The organism is Pseudomonas sp. GM84 (assembly GCF_000282535.1).
In the GTDB taxonomy this organism is placed as follows: Bacteria; Pseudomonadota; Gammaproteobacteria; order Pseudomonadales; family Pseudomonadaceae; genus Aquipseudomonas.
Map to the genome: position 1 here is coordinate 1 of NZ_AKJC01000160.1, position 13,577 is coordinate 13,577.

Sequence of the window (13,577 nt, forward strand, 5' to 3'; positions counted from 1 at the left end):
TTGGGCTGCAAGGCAGCCCCAAGGCCACAAATCAGATCCAGGAATGCCGCGCCGGCAAGGTCCCGTTGAGGTAATAGGCACCCACCGCGTGGTACTTCCAGCGCACCGGGTCATGCAGCGTGTGCACCCGGGCATTGCGCCAGTGGCGGTCGAGGTTGAATTCGCCAAGGGTGGCGCGGCTGCCGGCCAGCTCGAACAGCTTCTCGCTGGCCTGCAGGGAGATCTCGGTGGTCAGCACCTTGGCCTCGGCCACGGCAATCGAAGCCCGTGCCGCCGCTGCAGCATCGATCGGTGCGGCGTTGACCTCGTCCAGTACCCGCGCCGCCTTGCGCAGCAGCGCCTGGGCTGCATGCAGTTCGAGTTTCAGGCGGCCGATGTCGGCAATCACATAGGGGTCGTCGCTGGCCCGCTCGACCTTGGCCTCGATCCACGGCCTCGACTTCTCGCGCACGAAATGAATGGCGTCGTCGATCGCCGCCTCGGCGATACCGGCGTCGATGGCGGCCTGAATCAGCTGCGAGCCGGCGCCCTGGATATTGGGCAGGTCACGCTGGCGCCAGTTGTCGATCACCAGCTCGGCGTCGACCGGCACCTGGTCCAGCAGCACGGTGCCACTGGCCGTGGTGCGTTGGCCAAAGCCCGACCAGTCATCGACGATACGCAGCCCCGGCGAGCCCCGGCGGACGAAGGCCAGGCGCTGGCGGCCTTCGTCGTCCAGGGCCTTGACGGCGACCCAGTGGGCGAACAGCGCGCCGGTGGAATAGAACTTCTCGCCGCTGATGCGATAGCCGTCGCCTGTACGGGTGATGCGCGCCTTCAGGGTCAGGGTGTCCTTGGTGCCGCGCTCCGGTCCGGCATTGCCGATGCGCCAGCCGTCGAGCACGCTGCGGAAGATCAGCGCCTGTTGCGCCTCGGTGGCGGTCACGCGCAGCAGTTGCAGCATGCCGAACTGGTTCTGCGGGATCTGTCCCAGGGCCGGGTCGGCGGCGCTGATGATGCGGAACACCTCGGCGATGGTTTCGAACGAGACGTCGGGACCACCATGGGCCTTGGGCACACTGATGCTGCCCAGGCCGCTGCGGGTGAATTGCTCGATCTCGGCCCAGGGCAGCTTGCGCTGCTGGTCGCGGCGGGCGGCTTGCTCGCGGGCGGCTTCGGCCAGTTCACGGGCGGCTTGCAGGGCTTCGGCGTCGTTGCGCAGTACCTTCGCCGGCAGCAGCAGGGGCGAGCTGTCGAGATCGCTGTGGAATTGGGGTTTTGACAGGGTGGACATCAGTACCGAACCTCACAAAGTGGATGCGTCGCTTCAGCTGATGGGCGACAAGCGTTTGCTGGTCCGGTGGTCCGGTTTATATACCCTAAAGGCTTATTAAAAGTTTATGAACTAACCTTTTGGAATATATATAGAAGTGAGGATTTGCGCTGGATGTGCTGGCCTATTCGCGGGACAAGCCCGCTCCCACAGGAAAACCACAATGCATGAAGCCTAGTGAACCTGTGGGAGCGGGCTTGTCCCGCGAATGCGTCAGTCCTGACTGGCCGCGGTGCCGAGAAACTTGCGCAGGAATTGCCGCGTACGCTCTTCCCTGGGGCTGGCGAACAGCGCCTTGGCCTCGCCTTGCTCGACGATCACCCCCTTGTCGAAGAAGATCACCCGGTTCGCCACATCCCGAGCAAAGCTCATCTCGTGGGTGACGATGATCATGGTGCGCTTTTCTTCAGCCAGCCCCCGGATGGTCGCCAGCACTTCACCGACCAGTTCCGGGTCGAGCGCCGAGGTGGGTTCGTCGAACAGGATCACCTCCGGCTCCATGGCCAACGCACGGGCGATGGCCACGCGCTGCTGCTGGCCGCCCGAAAGACGCCGGGGGTAGGCGTCTTCCTTGCCCGCCAGGCCAACCTTGGCCATCAGGCGCCGGCCCAGCTCGATGGCCTGCTCGCGAGGGGTCTTCTTGACGATCACCGGCCCTTCGATGACGTTCTCCAGGGCCGTGCGATGGGGAAACAGGTTGAAGTTCTGGAACACGAACCCGGCCTGCTGGCGCAAACGGCGGATCGCACTTTGCTGCCCACCCAGCGGGCGGTTGGCATCGATGCTGATGTCGCCGATGCGGATGCGCCCGGCGTCCGGGGTTTCCAGCAGGTTCAGGCAGCGCAGGAAGGTGGTCTTGCCCGAGCCGCTGGGGCCGATGATGGCCACCACTTCACCGGGCTGCACGGTCAGGTCGATGCCGTTGAGCACGGTCTGGCCCTTGAACTGCTTGGACAGGCCTTCTACGACGATCATCTTCAGTGCTCCTGGTCGTGCTGGTTGACCCGCGCTTCCATGCGGTTCTGGAAGTGCGCGAGGATGCTGCAGAGGATCCAGTAGATCACCGCAACCGCCAGGTACATGGTGAACACTTCGAAGGTGCGCGCCGTAATCAGCTGCGCCTGGCGGAACAGCTCGGGCACCTGGATGGTCGCCGCCAGGGCGGTGTCCTTGACCAGCGAGATGAAGCTGTTGCCCAAAGGCGGCAGCGCGGTGCGCAGGGCCTGAGGCAGGATGGTGCGGCGCATGGCCTGGGTGCGGGTCATGCCGATGCTGGCACAGGCTTCCCACTGACCACGGTCGATGGACGAGATCGCCGCACGGAGAATTTCGCAGATGTAGGCGGCCATGTTCAGCGACAGGCCGATCAGCGAGGCCGGGATCGGATCGAGCTCGATGCCGATCTGCGGCATGCCGAAGTAGATCACGAACAGCTGCACCAGCAGCGGCGTGCCCCGGAAGAACGAGACATAGATGCGTGCCAGCCAGTTCAGCGGCAGGATCTTCGACAGCCGCATCAGCGCCAGGGCAAAGCCCAGCACCAGGCCGAAGAACATGCCGCCGACACTCAGCAGCACGGTATAACCCGCGCCCTTCAGCAGGAAGGGCGTGGAGTCGACTACCAGTTGCAGGCTTTCAGCGATCATTTGGTGACATCGGCACCGAAGTATTTCTCGGACAGCTTGGCCAGCGTGCCATCAGCCTTGAGCTTGTCGATGGCCTTGTTGATGGCCGCCAGCAGTTCAGGCTCGCCTTTGCGCAGGGCCACGCCGCTTTCCAGGCGCGAGAAGGCTTCGCCGGCAAGTTCGGTGTCCTTGGCTTTCTGCGCGTATTCCAGCGCGGCCAGGCGGTCGATCAGGATGGCGTCGATGCGGCCGTTGCGCAGGTCGGCGAACTTGCTCGGGTCATCCTCGTAGGTGCGCACTTCTGCTTTCGGTACGTCCTGCTTGACCCACTGTTCGTAGTTGGTGCCCAGGCCCACGCCGACTTTCTTGCCCGCCAGGTCCTGAGCCTTCTGGATATTCAGCTCGGCGGCCTTTTTCTTCAGGATCAGCGCCTGGATACCGGAGACGGTATAAGGCTCGGAGAAGTCGTACTTCTTCTTGCGCTCCTCGGAGATGGTCACCTGGTTGACCACCACGTCCAGACGCTTGGATTCCAGCGCGGCGAGAATGCCGTCCCACTTGGTCGGCTGGATCTTGGCCTTGACCCCCAGCTCCTTGGCCAGCAGCTCCGACAGCTCGACCTCGAAGCCGGCCAGCTTGCCGTTCTCATCCTGGAAGCTGAAGGGCGGGTAGGTGCCTTCGAGGCCGACGTTGATCACGCCTTTTTCCTGGATGGTCTTCAATTGCTCGCCGGCGAATGCCTGGCTGAGCAGGCCGGCGCCCAGAAGGATGGCCAGGCTGGCGTTGAGAAGCGGTTTGGCGAATTTCGACATGTCAGGCCCCGCGCTTGTTGTGGAAGTAGTGGGTGGCGACTATAGAGTTGGCTTCATAGGCCAGGAAATAATAAAAACTTATTTTCTTATGCGTTTTTGAAAAGGTTCAGGATTCGGTTGTCTTGAGGGTAGGCGAGGATGCCCGGTTCGTCATCGCCGCTTATGCCTGACTTAGCGCAGGATGGAATAAAGCGTTGTTTTTTCCAAGGGACGGATTTGCCGTAGAGTGGATTGCAAAACCACAGATTGCCCCACTGGCAGGAGAACCCCGTGAGCGAACAACCATCATCCGCGCATTGGCAGTTGCACAGCATCGTCAGCGGCCTGCGCGGTGCCCGTGAGCAGTGGCGCAGCCGCAATGGCCGCAGCATTGGCGAGCAGGGCGGGCGCGAGCTGCCCTCGCGCGAGGCGATGCGGCAGATCCTCGAGCAACTGTGCGGGGCGCTGTTCCCGATGCGCCTGGGCCCGGTGGACCTGCGCGAGGAGAGCGAAGATTTCTACGTGGGCCATACCCTGGATGCGGCGCTGACCGCCTTGCTGGCCCAGGCGCGCCTTGAGCTGCGTTACGCCGCACGCCAAAGCAAGGGCGACTCGGTTGCAGTCGATGGCCAGGCCTTGCGCCTGATCCAGGATTTCGCCGCAGCGTTACCTGGCCTGCGGGTGCTGCTCGATACCGACGTGCTGGCGGCTTACCACGGCGACCCGGCGGCGCGCAGCGTCGATGAAGTCCTGCTGTGCTACCCGGGGATTCTGGCGATCATCCATCACCGCCTGGCCCATCATCTGTACCAGGCCGGTTTGCCGCTGCTGGCGCGGATCAGTTCGGAGCTGGCGCACTCGGCCACGGGCATCGACATTCACCCCGGCGCGCAGATCGGCCAGAGCTTCTTCATCGACCATGGCACCGGCGTGGTGATCGGCGAGACCGCGATCATTGGTGAGCGGGTGCGTATCTACCAGGCGGTCACGCTGGGTGCCAAGCGCTTCCCCAGCGATGAGTCGGGGACGCTGCACAAGGGCCTGCCACGGCACCCGATCGTCGAGGACGATGTGGTGATCTATGCGGGGGCTACCATACTTGGGCGTATCACCATCGGCAAAGGCTCGACCATTGGCGGCAACGTTTGGCTGACCCGCAGCGTGCCGGCCGAGAGCAACATCACCCAGGCGAATTTGCAGCTGGATTGCCAGGACAAGAACTGAACTGAGGACCGTGTTGGCTTCTTCGCGGATGAATCCGCTCCTACAGGTTCACCTCCGCTTGTAGGAGCGGATTCATCCGCGATGAGGCCGGTACAGGCATGCACCAATCAGCCCCCCGGTTCGCATTGAAGTCCAATCCATGTTTAACTTGAACGCTTGTTCAACGAAAAACGCTGGTCCGCTGCCGGTGTTCAACAGGAGGATTCCTTTGCTGAACCCGTTCAACCCGAACCTCACGTCAATCGACGAGGTGCATGCAAAATGAGTGCACCGAACCCCTCACTTGCCACCGGCAAGATGCGCATGAACCCCCCGGTGTTCTACTTCGCGGCAAGTTTCATCCTTCTCTTCGGCCTGGTGGTCATCGCCTTCCCGCAAGCTGCCGGCGAATGGCTGATGGCGGCGCAGAACTGGGCGGCCAACACGGTCGGCTGGTACTACATGCTGGCCATGACGCTGTACCTGGTCTTCGTGGTGGTCACCGCCTTGTCCGGCTACGGCAAGATCAAGCTCGGTGCCGACCACGACGAACCCGAGTTCAGCTACCTGTCGTGGGCCGGGATGCTGTTCGCCGCCGGCATCAGCATCACCCTGTTCTTCTTCTGCGTCTCCGAACCGCTGACGCACATGCTGCAGCCGCCGCAAGGCGAGGCCGGTACCGCGGAAGCCGGGCGCCAGGCGATGCAGATCCTGTTCCTGCACTGGGGCCTGCATGGCTGGGGCGTGTTCGCCTTCGTCGGCATGGCGCTGGCCTATTTCGCCTACCGTCACAACCTGCCGTTGGCCCTGCGCTCGGCGCTGTACCCGCTGATCGGCAAGCGCATCAACGGGCCGATCGGCTACGCGGTGGATGGCTTCGGCATCATCGCCACGGTGTTCGGCCTGGGGGCCGACATGGGCTTCGGCGTGCTGCACCTCAATGCCGGCCTCGACTACCTGTTCGGCATCAGCCACAGCCAGTGGGTGCAGGTGATGCTCATTGCCTTGATGATGGGCGCGGCGGTGGCCGTGGCGGTCGCCGGGGTGGAGAAGGGCGTGCGGGTGATGAGCGACATCAACCTGTTCCTGGCCTGCGCGCTGCTGCTGTTCGTGCTGTTCGCCGGGCCCACCCAGCACTTGTTCAACACCTTGATCCAGAACCTCGGCGATTACCTGGGGGCCTTGCCGCGCAAGAGCTTCGACGTGTACGCCTACGGCGAGAACCGCGACTGGCTGGGTGGCTGGACGGTGTTCTACTGGGCCTGGTGGATTGCCTGGGCGCCGTTCGTGGGGCTGTTCATCGCGCGTATTTCCCGTGGCCGCACCATCCGTGAGTTCGTCTTCGGCGTGCTGCTGATTCCGCTGGGCTTCACCCTGGCGTGGATGTCGATCTTCGGCAACAGCGCGCTCGACCAGGTGATCAACCACGGCATGACAGCCCTCGGGCAGTCGGCCTTGGACAACCCGTCGATGAGCCTGTACCTGCTGCTGGAAACCTACCCGTGGAGCAAGACGGTCATCGCGGTGACGGTGTTCATCAGCTTCGTGTTCTTCGTCACCTCGGCCGACTCCGGCACGGTGGTGCTGTCGACCTTGTCGGCCAAGGGCGGTGACGCCGACGAAGACGGCCCGAACTGGCTGCGTATCTTCTGGGGCGTGATGACCGCGCTGATCACCAGCGGGCTGCTGTTCGCCGGCAGCATCGATTCGCTGAAATCGGCGGTGGTGCTGACGTCGCTGCCGTTCTCGCTGATCCTGCTGTGCATGATGTGGGGGCTGCACAAGGCCTTCTACCTGGAGAGCCAGCGGCAGATCGCGCAGATGCATTCGCTGGCGCCGTTCGCCCAGTCCCGTCGCGGCCGTGGTGGTTGGCGGCAGCGCTTGAGCCAGGCTGTGCACTTCCCGTCACGGGATGAGGTGTACCGCTTCATGGACGACGTGGTGCGCCCGGCGATTGCCGACGTGCGTGAAGTGTTCGAGCAGAAGGGGCTGACCCTGATTACCCAGGATGACCCGAGCCATGACAACGTCAGCCTGAAGGTCGGCCATGGCGAGGAACAGCCGTTCATCTACCAGGTGCAGATGCGTGGCTACTTCACGCCGTCGTTCGCGCTGGGTGGGTTGGGGACTCAGGAGTTGAAGAACCGCCGCTATTACCGGGCGGAGGTGCACTTGAGCGAAGGCAGCCAGAATTATGATCTGGTGGGCTACAGCAAGGAGCAGATCATCAACGACATCCTCGACCAGTACGAGCGGCACATGCAGTACCTGCATCTGGTCCGCTAGGTTGTCGTTGGTTTCACCGGCCTCTTCGCGGGACAAGCCCGCTCCCACAGGAACCGCGTAATGCTTGAGGGCAGCGGAAATCCTGTGGGAGCGGGCTTGTCCCGCGAAGAGGCCGGTACAGGTCACATCAAAGTTCAGAACGGCGCATCCCCAAGGATGGTCGCCCGATGCATCACCCGCCGATTCGGCCGATAGTCATCCACCGCAAAATGCTGCGTCACGCGGTTATCCCAGAACGCCACGTCATTCTCCTGCCAACGCCAGCGAATGCTGAACTCCGGCCGCGTCGCATGGGCGAACAGCAGCTTCAGCAGCGCCTCGCTCTCCAGCTCGCTCAATTCGTTGATCCGCGTCGTGAACCCTTCGTTGACGAACAGCGCCTTGCGCCCGCTCACCGGGTGGGTGCGCACCACCGGGTGCGACAGCGGTGGGTTCTTGCGCCGGGTTTCTTCCCAGCGCGCCAGGTCGTCCGGCGTGGTGCCGAAACGCTCCAGCGGGAACGACTTGGTGAAGTCATGGGTGGCGCTCAGTCCATCGAGCATCTTGCGCAGCGGCGCCGACAGTGCCTCCAACGCGGCGATGCCGCTGGCCCACAAGGTGTCGCCACCGTAGGCCGGCAGCTGCTTGGCGCTGAGTACCGCACCCAGTGCAGGGGTGGGCAGGAAGGTCACGTCGGTGTGCCACACGGCGTTGTCGCGCACGTCGGTGACGGCGGTGTCGAGCACCAGCACCTGCGGGGTTTCCGGCACGTTGGGGTAGATCGGGTGAATGTGCAAATCACCGAAGCGGGCAGCGAAGCGCGCTTGCTGATCCGGGTTGATCGGCTGGTCACGGAAGAACAGCACCTGGTGCTGGAGCAGCGCCTGCTCGATGGCGTCGCGCTGCTCGGCGCTGATCTCGCGGCTGATGTCCACGCCGCTGATCTGGGCGCCAAGCGCCGGGCTGAGTGGGGTAATGGTCAGGCTCATGGCTTATCTCGTGCTAGGCGCCGGGTTGCCGGCGTGGTCAGTCCAATTCAGTGGCTTTGCCCGTGCCAGGGCACCAGCTTGCGTTGCAGGGCGCGCAGGCCCATCTCCAGGGCGAAGGCGATCAGGGCGATCAGCAGGATGCCCAGCACCACCACATCGGTGACCAGGAACTGCGCCGCCGACTGCACCATGAAGCCCAGGCCGCTGGTCGCGGCGATCAGTTCGGCGGCGACCAGGGTCGACCAGCCGACCCCCAGGCCGATGCGGATACCGGTGAGGATGTCGGGCAGCGCGCTGGGCAGGATCACATGGCGAATCAGTTGGGCCCGGGTGGCGCCCAGCGACTGGGCGGCGCGCAGCTTGGCCGGGTCGACGGTGCGCACGCCGGTGGCCGTGGCGATGGCGATCGGGGCGAAGATCGCCAGGTAGATCAGCAGCACCTTGGACAGCTCGCCGATCCCGCACCAGATGACGATCAGCGGCAGGTAGGCCAGCGGCGGAATCGGCCGGTAGAACTCGATCAGCGGGTCGAGGATGCCGCGTGCCACACGGTTGTAGCCAATGGCGATGCCGACCGGGATGGCAGTCAGGGTAGCGGCGGCCAGGGCCAGGCCGATACGACCCAGGCTGGCGCCCAGGTGCTGCCACAGGCTGGCGTCCATGTAGCCCTGGGTGAGCAGGGTCCAGCCCTTGGCCAGGATATCGCTGGGCGAGGGCAGGAACAGCGGTTCGATCCAGCCGACAGCGGTCACCAGCCACCAGACCAGCAGCAGGCTGGCCAGGGTCAGTGTGCTGATCCAGCGGGTGGAAAGCGGGCGGCGGGCCTTGACGGCTGGCCGGGTGTGGGCGTTGCGCTTGCCGGCGACCGGCAGATCGATGCTGCTCATGCGGGCTCCTGCAGGCTTTGGCGTTGGGAGAACACCCGCGCCAGCACATGCTCGCGGGTTTCGATGAAGCGTGGGTCGGACTTGATCGCCCGGGCCGGCTCGCCGGCGGCGTAGCGCTGGCCGAAGTCCAGTTGCAGGCGCTCGACCACACGCCCCGGGTTGGGCGCCAGCAGTACCAGCTCGCTGGCCAGGAACACCGCTTCTTCGATGTCGTGGGTGATCAGGAACACCGGCTTGGCCGTGCGTTGCCACACCTGCAGCAGCAGTTCCTGCATCTGTTCGCGGGTAAAGGCGTCGAGTGCGCCGAACGGCTCGTCCATCAGCAGCACCCGTGGGTCGGCTGCCAGCGCGCGGGCCAGGCCCACGCGTTGCTTCTGCCCGCCGGACAATTGCCAGATGCGCCGCTCGCCGAAACCGGCGAGATCGACCAGGGCCAGCATTTCGCGCGCCTTGGCTTCACGTTCTGCACGTGGCACGCCGGCAAGTTCGAGGCCGAAGGCAACATTGCCCAGCACGTTCTGCCAGGGCAGCAGGGCGTCGTCCTGGAACACTACGCCGCGTTCGGCCCCGGGGCCTTGCACCGGCACGCCATCGAGGCTGATGCGCCCGCCGCTGGGGGCGACGAAACCGGCGATCAGGTTGAGCAGCGAGGTCTTGCCGCTGCCCGATGGCCCGAGGGCCACCAGCAGTTGGCGAGGACCCAGGCTCAGGTTGATGTCGGCCAGCACCGGGGTGTTGGCACCGGGGTACTGTGCGCTGATGCGCTCCAGTTCGAGCAAGGCCATGACGGGCTCCGGATCAGGTTCAGTTAGGCAGGAATTTGGCGCTGACGTAGGGCGAGTAGTCCGGCAGTACCGCGTCGACCTTGCCTTGTTGCTTGAGGAACGTGGCGGTGTCGGTCAACGCCTTGGTGGTCGGTGCGCCCAGGGCATTGGCCTGGTCGGCGGCCAGCGGGTAGACGTTGCCTTCCAGCAGCACCGGGATGTCGCTGGCCTTGGCGCCGGACAGCTTCACCAGCTTGGCCACGTTGTCCTGGTTGGCCAGCCAGGCTTTGGGGTCTTTGCGGTAGTCGGCGTAGGCGTCGAGGGTGACCTTGGCGAAGGCCTTGACCACGTCCGGGTGCTTGTCGGCGAAGTCCTTGCGCACGATCCAGGCGTCGAAGGTCGGTGCGCCTTTGTTGGCCAGTTCGCCCGAGGTGATGAGCACCTTGCCGTTTTCCTTGGCCACACCCAGGGCCGGGTCCCAGACGTAGGTGGCGTCGATGTCGCCGCGCTTCCAGGCAGCGATGATCGCCGGCGGCGCCAGGTTGAGGATCTGCACCTTGGACGGGTCGATGTTCCAGCTTTTCAGCGCGGCCAGCAGGCTGTAGTGGCCGGTGGAAACGAACGGTACGGCGACTTTCTTGCCGATCAGGTCTTGCGGCGTCTTGATGCTGTCACGGGCGACCAGAGCTTCGCCGGCGCCAATCTGGGTGGCGATCAGGAAGGTTTCGACCGGCAGCTTGCGGGTGGCGGCGGCGGCCAGTGGGCTCGAGCCCAGGTAGCCGATCTGCACGTCGCCGCTGGCTACCGCCGTGATGACATCGGCGCCGTTGTCGAATTTGCGCCAGGCGATGTCGGCCTTGCTGGCTTTTTCATAGGAACCATCGACCTGAGCCACCTTGGCCGGGTCAACGGTGGTCTGGTAGGCAACCGTGAGGTCGGCGGCCTGGGCCAACCAGCTGGCGCTGGCGAGAGACAGGGCGGCGAACAGGCGCAGCGGGGCATGCGGGATCATGGTGAACCTCTCGTCAGGCAATTGGGCTTTGATGGCGAGAAGACTAGATGATCTAAGAAATCAAAAATAAATAACTTTTTAGAATTAGCTTAGGAGCCAAACGCTTTAACCCACGCAAGGTGTCGAAGATGACGACTGGCAGATCATTGGACCGCTGCTAGCCTTTGATCCCTCGTCATAAGGTGGCTTGGCACGTAGCGGGTCGGCAAACGTTTGCACATAACCTAAAGGTATGATTGACGGCGTCGATACAACTTTTCGCAGTGAAGGTTTCATTGATATTCCTTAAAAGTCTTACAAATTCATAAAACAGTCATTTTGGATTTATAGGATTGTCATTATCCTGTAGCGCAGGAGATGTCCTTAGACCAAAGTCGCGAAACGTTTAGAAACGATTGACTTATTGGTCACGCTTTGGGACTAAATCGCCCATCCACGGTGAGCGGGGCAGCAGATCCCGCCGCCAGAGATACACAAGAATTAGAACGTAGAGGAGCAAAACATGTACAAGTCCAGCCTGGCTCTGGCCGTGGCACTGGGGGTTTTCGCCCAACAAGCAGCTGCTGCAGGTTTCGTTGAAGACAGCAAACTGGCGCTGAGCTCGCGCACCATGTACTTCAACAACGACAACCGTGATGGCGGCGCTGACAACCGTGAATCGGGTCAGGGCTTCAAGCTCGACTACCTGTCCGGTTTCACCGAGGGCACCGTTGGTTTCGGCGTCGATATCCAGGCCCTGTGGGGTATTCACCTGGATGGCGGTCGCGGCAAGCACCCAGACAACAGCAGCTTCTTCCCAAGCGACTCCGACGGCTCCGCAGTGAGCGATTGGGCGCGCGTGGGTGGCAATGCCAAGGCTCGCTTCTCGAAGACCGAGGTTCACTACGGTAGCGCCCTGGCGCCGAACCTGCCGATCCTCGTCGCCAACGATGGCCGTCTGCTGCCGCAGACCTTCGAGGGTGGCACCATCCAGTCGAAGGAAATCGACAACCTGACCGTCAACGCCGGTCAGCTGACCCACGCCATGGGCCGTGCGTCGAGCAACCGTACCGGTCTGTCGATCGCGGGCGCTACCCAGGACAGCAACAAGTTCCGCTACGGCGGCCTGGACTACAAGCTCACCCCAGACCTGACCCTGCAGTACTACTACTCGAACCTGGAAGACTTCTACAAGCAGCACTTCCTGGGCGCGACCCACGTGTTCAAGATCGCTGACGACCAGTCGTTCAAGACCGACCTGCGCTACTTCGACAGCAGCAGCGACGGCAAGAACGGTGACGGCGGTGGCTACAACTTCAACAACAACGGCGGCTTCGCCAAGACCCCTGGCGAGGTCGACAACAAGACCTGGTCCGCGATCTTCACCTACACCCTGGGTGGCCACTCGCTGCTGCTCGGTCACCAGCGCGTCAATGATGACGGTGGCTTCGTCTGGCTGAACCAGGGTAGCGTCGTTGACGGCAATGGCCGCAACGAAGGCGCCGGTGGTTCGAGCTTCTACCTGTTCACCGACAGCATGGTCAACCAGTTCGCCAAGGCCGGTGAAAACACCACCTTCGGTCAGTACGCCTATGACTTCGCGCGTCTGGGCGTTCCAGGCCTGAAAGCCTCGGTCGCCTACCTGAAAGGTGAAGACGGCAAGAACGCCAACGGCAACGGTACCTTCAGCGAGTGGGAGCGTGATGCACGCGTCGACTACGTGATCCAGGAGGGCACCTTGAAAGGCCTGGGCGCCAGCCTGCGTCACGGCGTTTACCGTGGCACCGGCACCAGCTCGCTGGCTGACCAGGATCAGACCCGTCTGATCTTCAACTACACTTACAACTTCCTGTAAGCCGTAGCTGATCGAAAAGCCTCGCCTAGTGCGAGGCTTTTTTGTGCCTGCAATTCCGTATGCCGTATGGTTATAAATAAATCAGTATTTATTCTTTTTATTTTGATCAGGATGCAGGCACATTGAACCCAACAAGGCCAGAACACAGCACAGGAGCCGCACCCCATGAGCCTCAAACTCGGCGACATCGCCCCTGATTTCGAACAGGACTCCAGCGAAGGCAAGATCCGTTTCCACGAATGGCTGGGTAGCAGCTGGGGTGTGCTGTTCTCCCACCCGGCCGACTTCACGCCGGTGTGCACCACCGAACTGGGCCTGACCGCCAAGCTCAAGGACGATTTCGCCAAGCGTGGGGTCAAGGCCATCGCCCTCTCGGTGGACCCGGTCGATTCACACCACCGCTGGATCGATGACATCAATGAAACCCAGAACACCGTGGTCAATTTCCCGATCATCGCCGACGCCGACCGCAAGGTTTCCGACCTGTACGACCTGATCCACCCGAACGCCAGCGACACCCTGACGGTGCGCTCGCTGTTCGTCATCGATCCGAACAAGAAAGTGCGCCTGACCATCACCTATTCAGCCAGTACCGGGCGCAATTTCAATGAAATCCTGCGGGTCATCGACTCGCTGCAGCTGACCGACAACCACAAGGTCGCCACGCCAGGTAACTGGCAGGACGGCGACGAGGTGGTAATCGTGCCTTCGCTGAAGGACGAGGACGAAATCAAGCAGCGCTTCCCCAAAGGTTATCGGGCGGTCAAACCCTATCTGCGGCTGACCCCGCAACCCAACCGCTGACGCATTCCTCGTTGCATTGCTCTTAGCCATAGCAGGGATATTCGGGCCGTTTCGACGGCCCTTTTTTATGCCTGCAAGGGCCTCATCGCCG

The 13,577-nt window shown here is 62.8% G+C and carries 12 protein-coding genes; 4 read left to right on the top strand and 8 right to left on the bottom strand.

Going from position 1 to position 13,577, the window contains the following annotated elements; translation table 11 throughout:
- Positions 1-31 precede the first annotated feature (31 nt).
- The 4 genes from PMI38_RS13535 to tcyJ form a co-directional block, all read right to left on the bottom strand.
- The gene (locus PMI38_RS13535; RefSeq protein WP_008094848.1) at positions 32-1,273 is read right to left on the bottom strand and encodes an SfnB family sulfur acquisition oxidoreductase; all 1,242 of its coding nucleotides are present in this window, start codon (positions 1,271-1,273) and stop codon (positions 32-34) included.
- A 252-nt stretch (positions 1,274-1,525) separates the two neighbouring features.
- On the bottom strand, positions 1,526-2,287 hold the full coding sequence (gene tcyN, locus PMI38_RS13540; protein ID WP_008094849.1) for an L-cystine ABC transporter ATP-binding protein TcyN: 762 nt from the start codon (positions 2,285-2,287) through the stop codon (positions 1,526-1,528).
- Between the two features lie 2 nt (positions 2,288-2,289).
- The gene (gene tcyL / locus PMI38_RS13545) at positions 2,290-2,958 is read right to left on the bottom strand and encodes a cystine ABC transporter permease (RefSeq protein ID WP_008094850.1); all 669 of its coding nucleotides are present in this window, start codon (positions 2,956-2,958) and stop codon (positions 2,290-2,292) included.
- On the bottom strand, positions 2,955-3,749 hold the full coding sequence (gene tcyJ, locus PMI38_RS13550; RefSeq protein WP_008094851.1) for a cystine ABC transporter substrate-binding protein: 795 nt from the start codon (positions 3,747-3,749) through the stop codon (positions 2,955-2,957). The genes tcyL and tcyJ overlap by 4 nt, the downstream gene beginning before the upstream one ends.
- 270 nt (positions 3,750-4,019) lie before the next feature.
- On the opposite strand from tcyJ, the gene epsC reads away from it, so the two are divergent.
- Both epsC and betT read left to right on the top strand, forming a co-directional pair.
- On the top strand, positions 4,020-4,952 hold the full coding sequence (gene epsC / locus PMI38_RS13555; RefSeq protein WP_008094852.1) for a serine O-acetyltransferase EpsC: 933 nt from the start codon (positions 4,020-4,022) through the stop codon (positions 4,950-4,952).
- 303 nt (positions 4,953-5,255) lie between these two features.
- Positions 5,256-7,217: a choline transporter BetT gene (gene betT, locus PMI38_RS13560; protein WP_177324911.1), complete on the top strand. Its 1,962-nt coding sequence runs from the start codon at positions 5,256-5,258 to the stop codon at positions 7,215-7,217.
- A gap of 134 nt (positions 7,218-7,351) precedes the next feature.
- Here betT and tauD read toward each other — a convergent pair whose 3' ends face one another.
- The 4 genes from tauD to tauA are packed head-to-tail and all read right to left on the bottom strand — an operon-like array spanning position 7,352 to position 10,848.
- Entirely contained in the window at positions 7,352-8,185 is an 834-nt protein-coding gene (gene tauD / locus PMI38_RS13565; protein ID WP_008094854.1) for a taurine dioxygenase, read from the bottom strand.
- Between the two features lie 47 nt (positions 8,186-8,232).
- The gene (tauC, locus tag PMI38_RS13570) at positions 8,233-9,072 is read right to left on the bottom strand and encodes a taurine ABC transporter permease TauC (protein WP_008094855.1); all 840 of its coding nucleotides are present in this window, start codon (positions 9,070-9,072) and stop codon (positions 8,233-8,235) included.
- Positions 9,069-9,857, bottom strand: a complete 789-nt coding sequence (gene tauB / locus PMI38_RS13575; protein WP_008094856.1) for a taurine ABC transporter ATP-binding subunit — start codon at positions 9,855-9,857, stop codon at positions 9,069-9,071. Before tauB ends, tauC begins: the two co-directional genes overlap by 4 nt.
- A gap of 19 nt (positions 9,858-9,876) precedes the next feature.
- Complete coding sequence (tauA, locus tag PMI38_RS13580; protein WP_008094857.1) at positions 9,877-10,848, bottom strand: taurine ABC transporter substrate-binding protein; 972 nt, start codon at positions 10,846-10,848, stop codon at positions 9,877-9,879.
- Positions 10,849-11,350: 502 nt separating this feature from the next.
- Here tauA and PMI38_RS13585 point away from each other — a divergent pair.
- A complete protein-coding gene (locus PMI38_RS13585) occupies positions 11,351-12,682 on the top strand; it encodes an OprD family porin (protein WP_008094858.1) in 1,332 nt (443 codons plus the stop codon).
- Positions 12,683-12,847: 165 nt separating this feature from the next.
- On the top strand, positions 12,848-13,486 hold the full coding sequence (locus tag PMI38_RS13590; RefSeq protein WP_008094861.1) for a peroxiredoxin: 639 nt from the start codon (positions 12,848-12,850) through the stop codon (positions 13,484-13,486).
- Positions 13,487-13,577: the final 91 nt, after the last annotated feature.

What these genes read in the sequence shown, in the direction of transcription:
- PMI38_RS13535 (WP_008094848.1), bottom strand. Translation starts at nt 1,273, where the DNA reads ATGTCCACCCTGTCAAAACCCCAATTCCACAGCGATCTCGACAGCTCG.
- tcyN (WP_008094849.1), bottom strand. Translation starts at nt 2,287, where the DNA reads ATGATCGTCGTAGAAGGCCTGTCCAAGCAGTTCAAGGGCCAGACCGTG.
- tcyL (WP_008094850.1), bottom strand. Translation starts at nt 2,958, where the DNA reads ATGATCGCTGAAAGCCTGCAACTGGTAGTCGACTCCACGCCCTTCCTG.
- tcyJ (WP_008094851.1), bottom strand. Translation starts at nt 3,749, where the DNA reads ATGTCGAAATTCGCCAAACCGCTTCTCAACGCCAGCCTGGCCATCCTT.
- betT (WP_177324911.1), top strand. Translation starts at nt 5,256, where the DNA reads ATGAACCCCCCGGTGTTCTACTTCGCGGCAAGTTTCATCCTTCTCTTC.
- tauD (WP_008094854.1), bottom strand. Translation starts at nt 8,185, where the DNA reads ATGAGCCTGACCATTACCCCACTCAGCCCGGCGCTTGGCGCCCAGATC.
- tauC (WP_008094855.1), bottom strand. Translation starts at nt 9,072, where the DNA reads ATGAGCAGCATCGATCTGCCGGTCGCCGGCAAGCGCAACGCCCACACC.
- tauB (WP_008094856.1), bottom strand. Translation starts at nt 9,857, where the DNA reads ATGGCCTTGCTCGAACTGGAGCGCATCAGCGCACAGTACCCCGGTGCC.
- tauA (WP_008094857.1), bottom strand. Translation starts at nt 10,848, where the DNA reads ATGATCCCGCATGCCCCGCTGCGCCTGTTCGCCGCCCTGTCTCTCGCC.
- PMI38_RS13585 (WP_008094858.1), top strand. Translation starts at nt 11,351, where the DNA reads ATGTACAAGTCCAGCCTGGCTCTGGCCGTGGCACTGGGGGTTTTCGCC.
- PMI38_RS13590 (WP_008094861.1), top strand. Translation starts at nt 12,848, where the DNA reads ATGAGCCTCAAACTCGGCGACATCGCCCCTGATTTCGAACAGGACTCC.